The organism is Clostridium sp. J1101437_171009_A5, assembly GCF_015547905.1.
GTDB lineage: Bacteria > Bacillota > Clostridia > Oscillospirales > Oscillospiraceae > Pseudoflavonifractor_A > Pseudoflavonifractor_A gallinarum.
Window position 1 is genome coordinate 151,506 of record NZ_JADMVY010000003.1, and the last position, 15,205, is coordinate 166,710.

Below are 15,205 nucleotides of genomic sequence, written 5' to 3' on the forward strand. Positions count from 1 at the left end.
CTGCCCCTTAAAATCCGATTTTATAAAAAGCCCGCTCCCGGAACCTTCCGGGAGCGGGCTTTTATCACGGATCGGTAGAGACAGGGCCGTAGAGCAATTCATACTCCCGGATATGGCTGCGCAGCACCAGGCGGACATAGCGGGACAGGGAGCGGTTGGTCTGCTTGGACAGGGCGCGGGCTTTGGCCTTGAGTTCCGGGGGGACCTGGACGGAAATGCACTGGTCTTTTTTGGAATTAGATATAGGTGTCACCTCCTTTGTATCTATATAATATCATTTAGATAGATATAGTCAATATCTATTTGTATCTATTAGAACTATTGTTGTAAAAAAGTAGAGCGGGTATGATAATAGCATCTATTAGAGTCATTAGGAGTGACGACGATGTCTGTACAGGCCAATCCGTATCCGTTGCGCTTGGAAAAAGAGCATATGGAAAAAATTAAAGTTTTAGCCAAACGGGACAAGCGCTCCATCAATATGCAGCTCTGCCTGGCGGTGGAGACCTATCTGGAGCAGTACGAGAAGGAGCACGGCAAGATCCCCGTGGAGCCGGAGGAATAATCGGCCTTTTGCCGGTGTCCTGGCTGGACAGCCACGCCTGCCCGGCGGGGGCACCGCTTTCTTTTCCGTAAGAAAGCGGTGGGAAAGAACGGGCCGGGGGATGGTTCCCCCGGCACCCCCTCCAAGTACGCCCCAACGGGCTAAGCTGAAAGTCTCAGCAATTGCAAAAGTCCGTTGAGCCAAAGGCAATGGCTTTCCGCCTATGAGGTACCTGGTGAGCCTGGTAGTTAACTGGGTGCTCTCTCCCGACGAGGGTCGAAGTTGAGCGCTACCAAAAGTGCCAGACCAAAACCTCTCGTCAGCGGCGAAAGGCTCTCACGGATATGGGCATGCACCTCTGCTGACGCTGGTCCCTCTTTTCCGCCGGGGATGCACTGAGGGGGAGGTCCGGAGGGGGAATCACCCTTGTTCCCCCTCCGGCGTTTTCTTTCCCCCCTCTTTCTTTTGGAAAAGAAAGAGGGGTTCCCGCCGAATAGGCGCGCTCCCCCCGCCGGGCAGGCGTACTCCAGTTGCCACACCGCCGGAACCGTGATAAAATAAAACGATTCTAACTTCCAAAGGAGCCTTTTCATGCTGTATGCAGTGCTTGTTGCGGCCCTGGTGGCCATCGACCAGGTGGTCAAATACCTGGTGCGGGCCAACATCCCGCTGGGGGAGTCCATCCCCTTCCTGCCCCATGTGATGGATCTGACCTATGTGCAGAACACCGGGGCGGCCTTTTCCATGTTCTCCGAGCACACCTGGATGCTCACCCTGCTTTCGCTGGTCGTGTCGGTCCTGCTGGTCCTGGTGCTGGTCAAGGGCTGGGTCACCCGGACCCGGCTGGGCCGGGTATGCGTGGCGGTGGTGCTGGCCGGGGCGGTGGGCAACCTCATCGACCGGGCCCTCTTCAACTTTGTCACCGATATGTTTGAGACCACCTTTATGAATTTCGCGGTCTTTAACGTGGCCGACATCTGCGTGGTGCTGGGGGGCATCGGCTTCTGCGCTTACTATCTCTTCCTCTATGAGAAGCTGGAGGGAAAGGAGAGCGGCCATGACGACGCTGGAACTGCGGGCTGACCGGACCGGAGAGCGGGCCGACAGCTTCCTGGCCCGGACGGTGGAGGGCCTCACCCGCTCTGCCGCCCAGCGGCTGCTGGAGGAGGGGGCGGTGCGGAAAAACGGCGCCTCCGTGAAAAAGAACGAGAAGCTCACCGAAGGGGATACGCTGATCCTCTCCCTCCCGGAGCCAGAGCCGGTGGACATCCTGCCCCAGGACATTCCGCTGGACGTGGTGTATGAGGACGACGACGTCATCGTGGTCAACAAGCCCGTTGGCATGGTAGTCCACCCGGCCGCCGGCCACCCGGACGGCACGCTGGTCAATGCCCTCCTCCACCACTGCGGCGACAGCCTCTCGGGCATCAACGGGGAGCTGCGGCCCGGCATCGTGCACCGGATCGACCGGGACACCTCCGGCCTGCTCATCGCCGCCAAGAACGACTTTGCCCATCTGGGACTGGCCGAACAGCTCCAGGACCACTCCCTCTACCGGGAGTATGAGGCCATCTGCGTGGGCAACCTCCGGGAGGACCAGGGCACAGTGAATGCACCCATCGCCCGGCACCGCACCGACCGCAAGCGCATGGCGGTGGACCCGGAGGGGCGGGAGGCCGTCACCCACTGGACCGTGCTGGAGCGGCTGAGCGGATACGCCTACATCCAGTGCCGTCTGGAGACCGGGCGCACCCACCAGATCCGGGTGCATATGGCGTCCATCGGCCACCCCCTGCTGGGGGACGTGGTGTACGGGAGCAAGCGTCCCTACCCCGGCCTGGCGGGCCAGTGTCTCCACGCCCGGCGGCTCTCCTTCGTCCACCCCCGCACCGGGGAGCGCATCACGGTGGAGTGCCCCCTGCCCGACTGGTTCCAGGCCGTGCTGGCCAAGCTGCGCCGGATGAGTGCCGCGCCTTGACAAGGGAAACGGGGCCGGTATAGAATAGGGTATAACCACAGAACAACTCCAAATCCCAGGGGTGTCGGGCGCAAGTCCGGCTGAGATCCGCGCGTAGCGCCGCGCGGGGACCCTTGACCTGATCCGGATCATGCCGGCGTAGGAAGTTGGATTCATACGGGGAAGGACCATGTCGTTTCACTCGTACCGCACTGCGCCCAGGGGCTGCGCTGCGGTACATCTTTTTAGGAGGAAAACGATATGAACCTGACCATGGAAGCCAGGCCCCGGGCCAGCCGGACCCGGGTGCGCATGCTGTGTGAGGGGGCCCTTTTGGTGGCGGCCGCCCAGATCCTCAGCTATGTAAAATTTCTGGAGCTGCCTAACGGCGGCTCCCTGACCCCGGCCATGTTCCCGGTGCTGCTCTTCGCGGTGCGCTGGGGGTGGAAGGACGGGCTGCTGGGTGGCCTTGTGCTGGGCATCCTGCAATTTATGTTTGACGGCGGCTTCGCTCTGGGGTGGCAGTCCATCCTGGGGGACTATCTGCTGGCCTTCACGGCGCTGGGGCTGGCCGGTGTGTTCCGGGGCCGCCGCTGGGGCATCTTTGCCGGGACCGTGCTGGGCTGCGCCGGGCGGTTCCTGGTGCACTATGTGGTGGGTGCCACCATCTGGGCCGAGTACATGCCGGAGGAGTTTCTGAGCATGACCATGACCAGCCCCTGGCTCTACTCCCTGCTCTACAACGGGGTGTATATGCTGCCCAACATGGTGCTGGCGCTGGTCATCGGGGCGCTGCTCTACCGGCCCATGGGGCGGTATCTGACCGGCGCGGACATCGAATAAGAAGGAAGGTAGGGTGATCCCTTGGGCAAGTTTGACGGCGTACTGCTGGTAAGTGATTTTGACGACACCCTCTACGGGACGGATCTGACCGTGTCCCGGGAGAATGTGGAGGCCATCGCCTACTTTACGGCGGAGGGCGGACGTTTTACGGTGGCCACGGGCCGGGCCCGGCCTGCCTTTGCCCCCTGCGCTTCCCTGGCCCCCATCAATGCGCCGGTCATCCTGTCCAACGGCTCGGCCCTGTACGATTTCGACCGGGGAGAGATGGTCTGTGAGACCTTCCTGCCCGAGCGGGTCCTGGGGGACCTGATGGAGCTGACCTTCGTGGTCCCCGAGATCGGGCTGGAGGCCTACCACGGGGACGACATCTATCTCCACAATCCCAACATCATCACCCGCAACCATCTGGCGCGGGTGGGCGCGCCCGGAGAGGAGAAGGCCATCCGGGACATCCCCGGCCCCCTCTCCAAGGTCCTGCTGGAGCACGACCGCCGCAGCGTGCTGGAGCGGGCCCGGGAGTACATCCTCTCTCGCTGGGGGGAGCACTATGAGGCCATCTTCTCCAACCAGGTGCTGCTGGAGCTCACCGCCAAGGGGAGCAACAAGGGCGGCATGGTGGAGGAACTGGCCCGCCGCCTGGGGATCGGGGCGGAGCACATCTACTGCGTGGGAGACAATGAGAACGACATCCCCATGCTGGCGCGCTCGGCCATCCCCTTTGCCCCGTCCAACTGCGCCCCCGTGGTGCGGGAGTGGGGAGCCCGCCTGGTCTCCTCCTGCGATGAGAGCTGCGTGGCCGAGATCATCGGCATCCTGGACGGGCGCTATCCGACCCGGCCGTGAAAAGCGTGAAAAAACTGCCCTCCGGCGCGCAATCCTGCGCCGGAGGGCAGCTTTGCCTCTCAGGGAAAGACCGCCTGGACCAGTACCATGTAGAGCACCGTCCCTCCGAAGATGGAGAGGAGCGTGTTGCGCTTCCACAGGTGGAGGAGGGCCACCACCAGTACCGACAGGAAGGCGGGGAGCCACTCCCCCGCGGCCTGGAGGGAGAGCAGATGGGGAAAGCCGTCCCGCAGGGCCAGAAGCGGACCCTTGAGACAGTAGATGATGAGCATGGCGATGATGGCGGGGGGCAGCACCCGGCCCAGATAGAGCACCAGCTTGGGCGGATGGTCTCCCCGGTCAAAGAGGAGAAAGGGCAGGGCCCGGGTCAAAAAGGTGACCACCGCCATCACGGCGATGGCGGCCACGGCCTGTATAGGGGTCAGCATGTGGTTTCCTCCTCTCCGGCGGCGGTGCCGCGCTCATCTAGACGCTGGCGCAGCAGGAGCAGCACCAGCACGATCACGCCCAGGGCGGGCAGAAGCATATTCTCCGCCCCCACCAGGAAGAGACTCAGCAGGGTCACCCCGGCCCCCAGCAGGGCGGGGAGATGGCGCTTGTAGGCGCTCCACTGGTCCACGGCGATGACCACAAAGAGGGCGGTCATGGCAAAGTCGATGCCGGTGGTGTCGATGGGCAGAAGAGCCCCCGCTACCGCGCCGATGACCGAGCCTAAAATCCAGTAGGACTGATCCAGCAGGGCGATGGAGAAATAGAAATTCCTGGGGTCCACGCCCACGGGGGGCTGCACCGAGCTGAGCAGCGCATAGGTCTCATCCGTGAGGGAAAAGATCATGTAGAACTTGCGCAGACCCATGCCCCGGAATTTTTCCAGCATGGAGAGCCCGTAGACCAGGTGGCGGAAATTGATGAGCAGGGTCATCACGGCCACGGTGCTCAGAGCGGCGGCCGAGGAGAGCAGGCTCACCCCCAGATACTGCCCGGAGCCGGCGTAGATGGTCAGACTCATGAAAAAGGCCCAGATGAAATTGTATCCGATGGCCTGGAGCATGAAGCCAAAGGCCATGCCGATGGCCAGATACCCCATCAGGACGGGGACCGTCACCGGGAAGGCGGCGGCCAGGGATTTGCGGTCCATGTGAAATCACTTCCAACTCTATGGTATCTGATACAGCATTGTACTAAAGTGGAGAGAAAAAAGCAAGTCCCGGGCCTGAGGTTGTTTTTTTGGCGGATTCTTGTATAATAATGTCTACTGTAAGAAGGTGCGCCCCACCCTGCGGTCGGGGGCGCAGGAAAGGAAGGATGTCTGCGGTGAAACGTCTGCTGTTTATCTATAATCCCCATGCGGGCAAGGGGCGGAGCAAGAGCCATATTTCCGATGTTGTGGACTGCTTTACCCGGCAGGGCTGGCTGGTGACCATCCACCCCACCCAGGGCAAGGCGGACGCCGCAGCGGTGGCCGCCGATCTGGGGGGCAGCTTTGACCGGGTGGTGTGCTGCGGGGGAGACGGGACCCTCCACGAGACCATCACCGGGCTCATGGGCCTCACCAACCGCCCGCCGGTGGGCTATATCCCCGCCGGGACCACCAACGATTTTTCCCGGAACCTCCACCTGCCCCGCAGCTTGGCGGGCCGGATGGAGACCGCCGGGGCAGGGGTGCCCCGGCCGGTGGACATAGGCCGCTTCAATGGGGAGTACTTTATCTATGTGGCGGCCTTCGGGGCCTTTACCGATGTGGCCTACGATACGCCCCAGCCCTTTAAAAACGCATTCGGACATCTGGCGTATGTGCTGGAGGGAGCGGCACGGCTGCCCTCCCTTCAGTCCTACCGCCTGCGGGTGGAGCACGACGGGGGCACCGAGGAGGGGGACTTCCTCTTCGGGATGGTGAGCAACACCGTGTCGGTAGGGGGCTTCAAGGGGGCCAACACCGAGCGGGTGGAACTGGACGACGGGCAGTTTGAGGTGGTCCTGATCCGTCAGCCCCAGAATGCCGCCCAGCTCCAGAGCATCGTGATGGGGCTGATGCAGGCCAAGCCCGAGCCGGGCGGGGCGGTGGTGGCCTTCCAGACCACACGCCTGCGGGTGACCTGTGCCGGCGAGCTGCCCTGGACCCTGGACGGGGAGTATGGCGGGGCGCCCCGGGTGGCCGAAATTGAGAATCTTCCCCGGGCGGTGGAGATCGTCTATGGAAAATAGCGCGGCCCCCTTCCCGCCCGTGCAAAGAACCGACTGTTAGGAGCGAATATGGACTATCACGCTGGAGAATATGATATCGCCGTTATCGGCGCCGGCCACGCCGGGATCGAGGCGGCTCTGGCCGCCGCCCGTCTGGGCCTGCGCACCCTGTGCTTCACCGTCAATCTGGACGCGGTGGGCAATATGCCCTGTAATCCCGCCATCGGCGGCACGGGAAAGGGCCACCTGGTCCGGGAGCTGGACGCCCTGGGAGGCGAGATGGCCCGGGCCGCTGATGCGGCCTGCATCCAATACCGGGTGCTCAACAAGGGCAAGGGACCGGCGGTCTGGTCCCTGCGGGCCCAGGCCGACCGGCGGGAATACCAGAAGGTCATGAAGCGCACCCTGGAGGGACAGGAGAACCTCTGGCTCAAGCAGGCTGAGGTCACCGACGTTCTCACGGAGGACGGAGCGGTCCGGGCCGTGCGCACCGCCTCCGGCGGGATCTATACCGTGCGCGCGGTGGTCATCGCCACAGGTACCCATTTGGGCGGGCGCACCATCGTGGGGGAGCTGGCCCGGGACTCCGGCCCTGACGGGCTGGCCGCCGCCCTCCCCCTCACCCGGAGCCTGGAGAAGCTGGGGCTGAGCCTGCGCCGCTTCAAGACGGGCACGCCCCCCCGGGTCCACGCACGGAGTGTGGATTTCTCCCGGATGGAGCGCCAGGAGGGAGACCGGACTCCAGTCCCCTTCTCCTTTGAGACCGAGCAGCCGCCGGAAAACCGGGCGGTGTGCTGGCTCACCTATACCAACGAGGAGACCCATGCGGTCATCCGGGCCAATCTGGACCGCTCCCCCCTCTACTCCGGGATGATCGAGGGGGTGGGACCCCGCTATTGTCCCTCCATTGAGGACAAGGTGGTCCGCTTTGCCGATAAGGAGCGCCACCAGCTCTTCATCGAACCCATGGGCCTGGACACCGAGGAGCTCTATATCCAGGGCCTCTCCTCCTCCCTGCCCGAGGACGTGCAGATGGCCATGCTGCGCACCATCCCGGGGCTGGAGCACGCCGAGATGACCCGGACGGCCTACGCCATCGAATACGACTGTGTGGACCCCACCCAGCTCCTCCCCACCCTGGAGAGCAAGGTGGTCCAGGGACTCTACGGAGCGGGACAGTTTAACGGTTCCTCCGGCTATGAGGAAGCGGCGGTGCAGGGCTTTGTGGCGGGGGTGAACGCCGCGCTGAAGCTGCTGGGCCGTCCCCCCATGGTGATCGGCCGGGACCAGGGGTACATCGGGGTCCTGATCGACGATCTGGTGACCAAGGGTACCCAGGAGCCCTACCGCATGATGACCTCCCGCACGGAGTACCGTCTCCTCCACCGCCAGGACAATGCGGACCAGCGCCTGTGTCCCGTGGGACACGCGGTGGGACTGGTGAGTGAGGAGCGCTACCGCCGGGTGCTGGAGAAATACGCCGCCGTGGAGAAGGAGCGCAAACGCCTGGAGCACACCGGAGCCGCCCCATCTCCCGCCCTGGACGCCATGCTGGCCGGGCATGGGGAGCCTCCCGCCCCCAATGGAGCGCGGCTGGCCGACCTGCTCCGGCGGCCCCGGATCGGATACGGGGATCTCGCCCCCTTTGACCCGGATCGCCCGTCTCTGCCCGAAGCCACGGCTGAGGCGGTGGAGATCGCGGTCAAATACCAGGGATACATCGACAAACAGCTCCGGCAGGTGGAGGAGATGCGCAAGCTGGAGGGCCGCCCCCTCCCCCCGGATCTGGACTATGAACATATGGAAGGGCTGCGGCTGGAGGCACGACAGAAGCTCCAGCGGATCCGGCCCCTGAATCTGGGCCAGGCCAGCCGCATCTCCGGCGTGAGCCCCGCCGATCTGGCGGTGCTTCTGGTGGCGCTGGAGCGGTGAGGACCGCAGAAAGGAAGGAATGCCATGCGTCCCTTGTCATTGGGCCCCGCCGGGGCCGGCTGTTACCTCTTCCCCACCCTGGCGGGGTATCTGCTGGTGGATACCGGCTGTGAGCGAACTGCGGAGGAGCTGCTGCGGCAGCTCAGCCGGCGGATCGGACTGAGCGAGCTGCAATGGATCTTCCTCACCCACGCCCATGCCGACCACGCGGGGGGACTGGAGGGGCTCCTCAAGGGCACCCGGGCCCGGGTGCTCCTCCACCCGCTGGGACTGGAGCGGCTGAGAAGCGGAAAAGACCCGGGGCTGGGCCGCGCGCCCGGCCGCTGGGAGAACTTGGTGGGCGGTCTGACCCACCTGCTGGGCCAGGAGACGGCCGCCTTCCCGCCCCTTTCCCGGGGAATGGAAAACCGCTGCATCCCGCTGGAGGGGATGCGCCGGCGGGAGCTGGAGTCCAGCCTGGGGGTCCGCTTTCTGGACACGCCCGGACACACAGCCGACTCCATGTCCCTCCTCACCGAGGACGGGACCCTCTTCTGCGGGGATGCGGCCATGTCCGGTCCCCTGATCCGGCGGCACCGCCCGGTGTCGGTGGAGTCCCTGGAGGACTGCCGGGAGAGCTGGAAGGTCCTGCGGCAGTCCGGTGGACGGATGCTCTACCCCGGGCACGGAAAGCCCTTCCCGCTCCGGCGGCTGGAGCTCGATCAAATCTGATAGGAAAAAACAGAAATGGAGTGACCCATGAGAGAAAAGCTGGTACTGGGCCTGTCGGGCGGAGTGGACTCCGCCGTGGCGGCCCGTCTTCTGCGGGAGAAGTACGACGTGACCTGCCTGTGGCTGGACATCGGCCTGGGGGGCGGCGAGGATGCCGCCGCCGTGGCAAAGGAGCTGGGCCTGCCCTTTGAGACGGCCGACATCCGGGACGCCCTGGAGGAGCGGGTCTGCACCCCCTTTGCCCAGACCTATCTGGCGGGCAAGACCCCCCTGCCCTGCGCCCTGTGCAACCCCACGGTGAAATTCCCTGCCCTGCTGGCCCTGGCCGACCGCCTGGGCGCGCCCTATGTGGCCACGGGCCACTATGCCCGCCGGGGCACAGGGGCGGACGGAAGGGCCCTGCTGCGGAAGGGACGGCCCGCCAACGATCAGTCCTATATGCTCTCCCGCCTGCCCCAGGACATCCTGCGCCGGGTGGTCTTTCCCCTGGGGGAGTATGAGAAGCGGGAGGTCCGCGCCCTGGCCGGGGAGGCCGCCCTGGCCGTGGCGGAGAAGCCCGACTCCATGGAGATCTGCTTCATCCCGGGCGGAGACTATGCCGCCTGGCTGGACCGCCGGGGAAACACGCCGCCCCCCGGCAACTTTGTGGACCGGGAGGGCCGCGTCCTGGGCCGGCACAAGGGCATCCACCACTATACCCTGGGCCAGCGGCGGGGCCTGGGGGTGTCGGGCCCCCACCGGTATTTTGTCTCGGCCATCCGGCCGGAGACCAATGAAGTGGTGCTCTCCGACGGAACCGACCTCCACGCGGACCGGACCCGGTGCACCGACCTGAACTGGATCGCCATAGAGGGCCTGGAGGGGGAGCGGGCATGCACTGTGCGCCTGCGCCACTCCAAGGTGGAGACCCCCGCCATCCTCTGTCCCGACGGGGACGCGGTGGAGATCCGCATGCTCACCCCGGCCCGGGCCCCCACGCCGGGGCAGCTGGCGGTGTTCTACGACGGGGATATTGTGCTGGGCAGCGGATGGATCTGCTGACCCATGGAACCCTGCATACCTGCCCGCCCCGGAGCGGGGCGGGAGATTTTGAGATAAAGGAGTTACCATCCATGGATGAAATCATTCTGCTCAAGCTGGGCGAGATCGTGCTCAAGGGCCTCAACCGCCGCAGCTTTGAGGACAAACTCATCGGAAACGCCCAGCGCCGCCTGCGGCCCTTCGGCAAGTTCCGGGTGTACACCAAGCAGTCCACCCTGTATGTGGAGCCCCAGGAGGATTCCTGCAATCTGGACGGGGCCTATGAGGCCATGAAGCGTCTCTTTGGCGTGGTGGGCCTCTCCCGGGCCCGGGCCTGCGCCAAGGACAAGGACGCCATGCTCAAGACCGCCCAGGAGTACCTGGGGGACCGGCTCTCCGCCGCCCGGACCTTCAAGGTGGAGTCCAAGCGGGCCGACAAGACCTTCCCCATGACCTCCATCCAGCTCTCCCAGTATGTGGGCGGGGAGCTGGACGAGCTCTATCCCAACCTGAAGGTGGACGTGCACCACCCGGAGCTCACCGTCTATCTGGAAGTGCGGGATTACGCCGCCTATGTCCACGCCGACCCCGAGCCCGGTGCGGGCGGTCTGCCCGTGGGCATCAACGGCCGGGCGGTCAGCCTGCTCTCCGGCGGCATCGACTCCCCCGTGGCCTCCTGGATGATCGCCAAGCGGGGCATCGCCCTGGAGATGGTCCACTTCTTCTCCTACCCCTATACCTCTGAGGAGGCCAAGCAGAAGGTGCTCACCCTGGCCAAGCTCCTCACCCCCTGGTGCGGACGGCTCATGGTCCATGTGGTGCCCTTCACCGCCATCCAGGAGGAGCTGCGCCGCAAGTGCCCCGAGGAGCTCTTCACCATCCTCATGCGCCGCTTTATGATGCGCATTGCCGAGAAGGTAGCCGAGCGGACCAAGTCCGGGGCCATCGTCACCGGCGAGTGCCTGGGCCAGGTGGCCAGCCAGACCATGGAGGCCATGAAGGCCACCAGCGCCGTGTGCTCCCTCCCCATCCTGCGCCCGGTGGTGGGCATGGACAAGGAGGAGATCGTCACCATCGCCCGGAAGATCAACACCTTCGAGACCTCCATCCTGCCCTATGAGGACTGCTGCACTGTCTTTACTCCCCGCCATCCCCGCCTGCGCCCCCTGCCCGGGGAGATCGAGGCCGCCGAGGCGGAACTGGACATCGACGCCATGGTGGCCCAGGCCGTGGAGAGCATCGAGCGCATCAAGATCGACCCGTAAAGTCACAAGTCAAAAGTAACAAATGCTGGAAATGATGAAAATATATTTCCGTATCTGTAAAAAATGAAAATTTCTGTTGGAATAGAGTGACAAATATTGCGCTAAGTCATTGCTTTTTTCCTTTTGAGAGTTATAATGAGTGCCTGGAGCGTGCGGGGATGTGTTGTGGTCCGCACCTCCAGGCATTTATTTATGATGACTGCAAAGGAGAGAGGATTTGACATGAAGCGCACAGACATCCGCAGAGGACTGGCCGCTGTGCTGGCCACCCTCACCCTGGTGCAGGGCACGTCCCTGGCCGCGCTGGCTGCCGAGGCCGATCTGACCAAGGTCACGGAAGCTGCAGAGGAGGCCGTGGCTTTCGCTGCGCCCCAGCTTCAGAGCGGCGAAGCCGTGATTCCCGAGGACGCAAGCCTTGAAGAGGTCGAGCAGATTCTTTTTAACACACTGGTTGCCAACAAAGACCAGGTGGAAGATGAGAGTTTGGAGTGGGAGTATTACTGCACCGGCAAAAACGGTCTCCTGACCAATGACGCCTGGGGCTCTGTGAATGGCTTTACCAGTGAAAAGAAAGTCGTGTTTGTTCCCACTACGTTTACCCACCCGGCCCTGTCCGCGAACGAGGACGGAAACTACCAGGTCCGTCTGGCCGGTACTACCGCTGAGGTCACCCTGCACAAGGTCGCCAAGCTGTCCTCCTCCATTACTTTGAACGAGGGCTGCACCGTAGGCCTGCCCTACAACGAGGATGCCACGGTTGACTTTGAAACCCTGTATCAGAGTATCTTCAACACCGTGGTGGAGTCCACTGACCCTGTGCTGACCCTGAGCGATGTGAAGATCGAGTATTATGCCACCGCCACCACCGGCTCCGTCGGCGAGCAGGGCAAGGACTGGATGCCCCTGGAGGGCGGTAAGGGCACTGTGCTGGGCATTCCTGTGACCTACCCCGCCATCTCTGAGGGCAGTCAGAAGATCCGTGTCTCCTACGCCGGGACCGACACCATCTATGGCACTTCCGCTGAGATTGACGTTACCTTTACCGACCGCGAGCAGGTTCAGTTCAACCTGAACCCCGCTCCCTACGAGGTGGGCTTAGTCTTTGACGCTGAGCAGGGCTATGACTATGACGCCACCGCCGCCGCCATCTATGACGCCGTGGTAGCTTCCATCACCCCTGCCTCCGATGGTCAGGTGTCCGTGGAATACAACGTGGACAAGACCAGCATTACCGACAGCTTCAAGCCCCTGAACGAGACCGATCTTACCGGCCTGATAAAGTTCGGCACCGGCGAGTGGGAGATCAAGATCTCCGTGGGCGATACGAAGGTGTACAAGGGCAACTCCACGATCGTGACAGTGAACATGACCGACAGTCGCCCTGCCAGCATCGTGGCCCTCAAGCCCGGTGTGTCCTTCACCTACAACATGGACGCCTCCGTCATGGAGCAGGCCATCTTCGATAATGCCATTGACTGGGAGAACTCCACCCTCCCCGCCAAGGAGACCCTGAGCGCCGACGATTTTGAAATCACATACTACAGTGAAGCCATTCTTTTTGACGGCGGCATCGACTCCGGTATCAAGAGCTGGGTCCCTCTGGAGGGCAAGAGCTATGACCTGGGCAATGTAAACCTGGGTACTTATCCTCAGATGGGTGCCGGTGAGCAGTCCATTCACGTCAGCTACAAGGGCGACGCCAACTTCCGTCCCAGCGAGAATGCCGAGGGCACTGTCACCGTCAACAAGGCCAAGGTGTCCGTGAAGGTCAACTCCACCAACATCTTTGCTGGAGACGAGCTGCCCGAGAACTTCATCACCACCAGCCCCGCTGACCAGTTCGACCTCTACACCATCTACGCCGGCGTCACCAGCAACGTCACCACCGGCCTCTATCTGGACCTGCCTGAGCGCTACACCGACAACTCTCTGCTCATCCAGACCATCGACAAGGCGCTGGAGGCCATCGGTCAGAAGACTCTGACCCAGATGATGCGGGAGGGCATCACCGTGGGCGAGCTGCGGGAGCTGCTGAGCACCCAGGAGCTGCTGGACCTGCTGGACAAGCTGAACATCGACACCGGCACCTTCGGCCAGATCCTCACCGTCATCAACAAGCTGCCCGGTATCCTGGACAGCGTGCGCATCTCCTTCGGTACCCCCAACCGGGCCGGCCTGTACACTGTGGCCGTGGTCACCGACAACAAGAACTATGAGACCGGCGTGGGCATGGGCTTCCTGCTGGTCAAGATGCGCCTGAGCGGCACCCACCTGACCTGGAATCGGGAGATTCCGAACGGCAAGCTCTCCGCCGCTGATGCCAAGAGCTTTGATTTCAAGGCCACCCTCACCTGTGATGGGGAAGCTGTGGAAGATCAGAGCAGCGTCCACTACCTCTATTCCGGCATGACCAGCAAGTGGCGCATTTACTCTTCCACCACCACGCCTCCCACTGAGCCGGGCCGCTATGTGGTCACCGTCTGCATCCTGGGCGGAAACTACATGGCCGCACCCCTCACCCGCTCCTTCCAGATCACCAAATAATCTCCCTTGACGTACAGGACCCCCGGTATTACACTCCATACCGGGGGCCCTTTTTGTCCCCATCCAAGCCGTGAGGAGGTCTTTTGCCATGTCACACACCGCCGAATTGATCGCGGTCGGTACAGAGTTGCTGCTCGGCAACATCGCCAATACCGACGCGCAGATGCTTTCCCAGGGGCTCTCCGCCCTGGGCATCAACGTCTACTACCACACCGTGGTGGGGGACAATCCCGGACGGCTCCGCGCCGCTGTGGAGCTGGCCAAATCCCGGGCCGACCTCATCATCACCACCGGAGGGCTGGGACCCACCTGTGACGACCTGACGAAAAATGTCCTGGCGGAGTGCTTTGGCCGCAAGCTGGTCTACAACGCCGAGGCCGAGGCGCGCTGCCGCTCCTTTTTCCAGAGAATCGGGCGGGAGATGACCGCTAACAACGCCCAGCAGTTCTATGTGCCCGAGGGGGCCGTGGTGTTCCAGAACGACTGGGGTACCGCCCCCGGCTGCGCCTTTGAGGAGGGCGGGGTCCACGTGCTTATGCTGCCCGGCCCGCCCCGGGAGTGTACCGCCATGTTCCGCCACCGGGCGGTTCCCTATCTCCGAAGCCTGTCCGAGGGGGCCATCGTCTCCCGCACCCTCAAGCTCTTTGGGATCGGCGAGTCGGGCATGGAGGAACTCTTGCGGGAGAAGATGAACGCCATGGAGAATCCCACCCTGGCCCCCTATGCCAAGGAGGGGGAGTGCGAGCTGCGCATCACCGCCAAGGCCCCTACCGAGGCCGAGGCCCGGGCTCTCATTGCTCCGGTAGAGGAGGAGCTGCGCGCGCTCTTCGGCCACAAGATCTACGGTGCGGACATCTCTTCCCTGGAGGAGGCGGTGTTTGCCCTGCTCCGGGAGCGGGGCTTTACCTTGGGCAGTGCCGAGAGCTGCACCGGGGGCCTGATTGCCAAGCGCATGACCGATCTGCCCGGTTCCTCCGCCGTATTCCGGGGCGGCGTGGTGAGCTACACCAATGCGGTCAAGGAGGGGGTCCTGGGTGTGCCCCATGCCCTGCTGGAGGAGTACGGGGCAGTAAGCGAGCCGGTGGCCCGCGCCATGGCGGAGGGAGCCCGCCGGGTCCTGGGATGCGACATCGCGGTCTCCACCACCGGCGTGGCCGGGCCCGATTCCGATGACCGGGGGAACCCGGTGGGGCTGGTCTATGTGGCCATCGCCACACCGGAGGGGACCCGGCTGCGGGAGCTCCACGCGGGCAGTGGCCGGGAGCGGGTGCGTACCGCTGCCGCCCACAATGCTTTCGACCTGGTCCGCCGCTATCTGACCAAATAAAGAAAAATGCTCTGTATTTTGAGTTTATCAAAATA

At 63.5% G+C, this 15,205-nt stretch carries 15 protein-coding genes and 1 riboswitch; of the genes, 12 read left to right on the forward strand and 3 right to left on the reverse strand.

Features of this window, described 5'->3' with window-relative positions:
- Window positions 1–64: 64 nt before the first annotated feature.
- The gene (locus I2C21_RS06155; protein WP_195278803.1) at window positions 65–253 is read right to left on the reverse strand and encodes a YlcI/YnfO family protein; all 189 of its coding nucleotides are present in this window, start codon (window positions 251–253) and stop codon (window positions 65–67) included.
- A 180-nt stretch (window positions 254–433) separates the two neighbouring features.
- Here I2C21_RS06155 and I2C21_RS17515 point away from each other — a divergent pair, with 180 nt between their 5' ends.
- The 5 genes from I2C21_RS17515 (at window position 434) to I2C21_RS06175 (ending at window position 4,187) form a co-directional block, all read left to right on the forward strand.
- On the forward strand, window positions 434–565 hold the full coding sequence (locus I2C21_RS17515) for a hypothetical protein (protein ID WP_286167222.1): 132 nt from the start codon (window positions 434–436) through the stop codon (window positions 563–565).
- Between the two features lie 570 nt (window positions 566–1,135).
- Window positions 1,136–1,627, forward strand: a complete 492-nt coding sequence (gene lspA, locus I2C21_RS06160; RefSeq protein ID WP_101692437.1) for a signal peptidase II — start codon at window positions 1,136–1,138, stop codon at window positions 1,625–1,627.
- Window positions 1,602–2,522: an RluA family pseudouridine synthase gene (locus I2C21_RS06165; RefSeq protein ID WP_101692436.1), complete on the forward strand. Its 921-nt coding sequence runs from the start codon at window positions 1,602–1,604 to the stop codon at window positions 2,520–2,522. The genes lspA and I2C21_RS06165 overlap by 26 nt, the downstream gene beginning before the upstream one ends.
- Before the next feature lie 47 nt (window positions 2,523–2,569).
- A riboswitch (TPP riboswitch) is annotated at window positions 2,570–2,684 on the forward strand.
- Window positions 2,685–2,762: 78 nt separating this feature from the next.
- Complete coding sequence (locus I2C21_RS06170) at window positions 2,763–3,344, forward strand: energy-coupled thiamine transporter ThiT (RefSeq protein WP_235964107.1); 582 nt, start codon at window positions 2,763–2,765, stop codon at window positions 3,342–3,344.
- Window positions 3,345–3,365: 21 nt separating this feature from the next.
- Window positions 3,366–4,187, forward strand: coding sequence for an HAD-IIB family hydrolase (locus I2C21_RS06175; protein WP_195278804.1), 822 nt, complete (start codon window positions 3,366–3,368; stop codon window positions 4,185–4,187).
- A gap of 59 nt (window positions 4,188–4,246) precedes the next feature.
- On the opposite strand, the gene I2C21_RS06180 is transcribed toward I2C21_RS06175, so the two are convergent.
- On the reverse strand, window positions 4,247–4,615 hold the full coding sequence (locus tag I2C21_RS06180; protein WP_101692434.1) for a branched-chain amino acid transporter permease: 369 nt from the start codon (window positions 4,613–4,615) through the stop codon (window positions 4,247–4,249).
- Window positions 4,609–5,325, reverse strand: coding sequence for an AzlC family ABC transporter permease (locus I2C21_RS06185; protein ID WP_186963160.1), 717 nt, complete (start codon window positions 5,323–5,325; stop codon window positions 4,609–4,611). The genes I2C21_RS06180 and I2C21_RS06185 overlap by 7 nt, the downstream gene beginning before the upstream one ends.
- Before the next feature lie 167 nt (window positions 5,326–5,492).
- On the opposite strand from I2C21_RS06185, the gene I2C21_RS06190 reads away from it, so the two are divergent.
- The 7 genes from I2C21_RS06190 to I2C21_RS06220 all read left to right on the forward strand — a co-directional run bounded on the left by I2C21_RS06190 (window position 5,493) and on the right by I2C21_RS06220 (window position 15,170).
- The gene (locus I2C21_RS06190; protein ID WP_207724886.1) at window positions 5,493–6,392 is read left to right on the forward strand and encodes a diacylglycerol/lipid kinase family protein; all 900 of its coding nucleotides are present in this window, start codon (window positions 5,493–5,495) and stop codon (window positions 6,390–6,392) included.
- 48 nt (window positions 6,393–6,440) lie between these two features.
- Complete coding sequence (gene mnmG / locus I2C21_RS06195) at window positions 6,441–8,303, forward strand: tRNA uridine-5-carboxymethylaminomethyl(34) synthesis enzyme MnmG (protein ID WP_195278805.1); 1,863 nt, start codon at window positions 6,441–6,443, stop codon at window positions 8,301–8,303.
- Between the two features lie 24 nt (window positions 8,304–8,327).
- Window positions 8,328–9,014 carry an MBL fold metallo-hydrolase gene (locus tag I2C21_RS06200; protein WP_195278806.1) on the forward strand — a complete coding sequence of 229 codons (687 nt, stop codon included), beginning with the start codon at window positions 8,328–8,330 and terminating at the stop codon, window positions 9,012–9,014.
- Window positions 9,015–9,041: 27 nt separating this feature from the next.
- The gene (gene mnmA / locus I2C21_RS06205) at window positions 9,042–10,055 is read left to right on the forward strand and encodes a tRNA 2-thiouridine(34) synthase MnmA (RefSeq protein ID WP_195278807.1); all 1,014 of its coding nucleotides are present in this window, start codon (window positions 9,042–9,044) and stop codon (window positions 10,053–10,055) included.
- A 71-nt stretch (window positions 10,056–10,126) separates the two neighbouring features.
- A complete protein-coding gene (gene thiI, locus I2C21_RS06210; RefSeq protein WP_195278808.1) occupies window positions 10,127–11,299 on the forward strand; it encodes a tRNA uracil 4-sulfurtransferase ThiI in 1,173 nt (390 codons plus the stop codon).
- A 222-nt stretch (window positions 11,300–11,521) separates the two neighbouring features.
- The gene (locus tag I2C21_RS06215; RefSeq protein WP_195278809.1) at window positions 11,522–13,843 is read left to right on the forward strand and encodes a hypothetical protein; all 2,322 of its coding nucleotides are present in this window, start codon (window positions 11,522–11,524) and stop codon (window positions 13,841–13,843) included.
- A gap of 88 nt (window positions 13,844–13,931) precedes the next feature.
- The gene (locus I2C21_RS06220) at window positions 13,932–15,170 is read left to right on the forward strand and encodes a competence/damage-inducible protein A (protein WP_195278810.1); all 1,239 of its coding nucleotides are present in this window, start codon (window positions 13,932–13,934) and stop codon (window positions 15,168–15,170) included.
- Window positions 15,171–15,205: the final 35 nt, after the last annotated feature.

What these genes read in the sequence shown, in the direction of transcription:
- I2C21_RS06170 (WP_235964107.1), top strand. Translation starts at nt 2,763, where the DNA reads ATGAACCTGACCATGGAAGCCAGGCCCCGGGCCAGCCGGACCCGGGTG.
- I2C21_RS06215 (WP_195278809.1), top strand. Translation starts at nt 11,522, where the DNA reads ATGAAGCGCACAGACATCCGCAGAGGACTGGCCGCTGTGCTGGCCACC.
- mnmA (WP_195278807.1), top strand. Translation starts at nt 9,042, where the DNA reads ATGAGAGAAAAGCTGGTACTGGGCCTGTCGGGCGGAGTGGACTCCGCC.
- thiI (WP_195278808.1), top strand. Translation starts at nt 10,127, where the DNA reads ATGGATGAAATCATTCTGCTCAAGCTGGGCGAGATCGTGCTCAAGGGC.
- I2C21_RS06180 (WP_101692434.1), bottom strand. Translation starts at nt 4,615, where the DNA reads ATGCTGACCCCTATACAGGCCGTGGCCGCCATCGCCGTGATGGCGGTG.
- I2C21_RS06200 (WP_195278806.1), top strand. Translation starts at nt 8,328, where the DNA reads ATGCGTCCCTTGTCATTGGGCCCCGCCGGGGCCGGCTGTTACCTCTTC.
- I2C21_RS06220 (WP_195278810.1), top strand. Translation starts at nt 13,932, where the DNA reads ATGTCACACACCGCCGAATTGATCGCGGTCGGTACAGAGTTGCTGCTC.
- lspA (WP_101692437.1), top strand. Translation starts at nt 1,136, where the DNA reads ATGCTGTATGCAGTGCTTGTTGCGGCCCTGGTGGCCATCGACCAGGTG.
- I2C21_RS17515 (WP_286167222.1), top strand. Translation starts at nt 434, where the DNA reads ATGGAAAAAATTAAAGTTTTAGCCAAACGGGACAAGCGCTCCATCAAT.
- mnmG (WP_195278805.1), top strand. Translation starts at nt 6,441, where the DNA reads ATGGACTATCACGCTGGAGAATATGATATCGCCGTTATCGGCGCCGGC.
- I2C21_RS06185 (WP_186963160.1), bottom strand. Translation starts at nt 5,325, where the DNA reads ATGGACCGCAAATCCCTGGCCGCCGCCTTCCCGGTGACGGTCCCCGTC.
- I2C21_RS06165 (WP_101692436.1), top strand. Translation starts at nt 1,602, where the DNA reads ATGACGACGCTGGAACTGCGGGCTGACCGGACCGGAGAGCGGGCCGAC.
- I2C21_RS06190 (WP_207724886.1), top strand. Translation starts at nt 5,493, where the DNA reads ATGTCTGCGGTGAAACGTCTGCTGTTTATCTATAATCCCCATGCGGGC.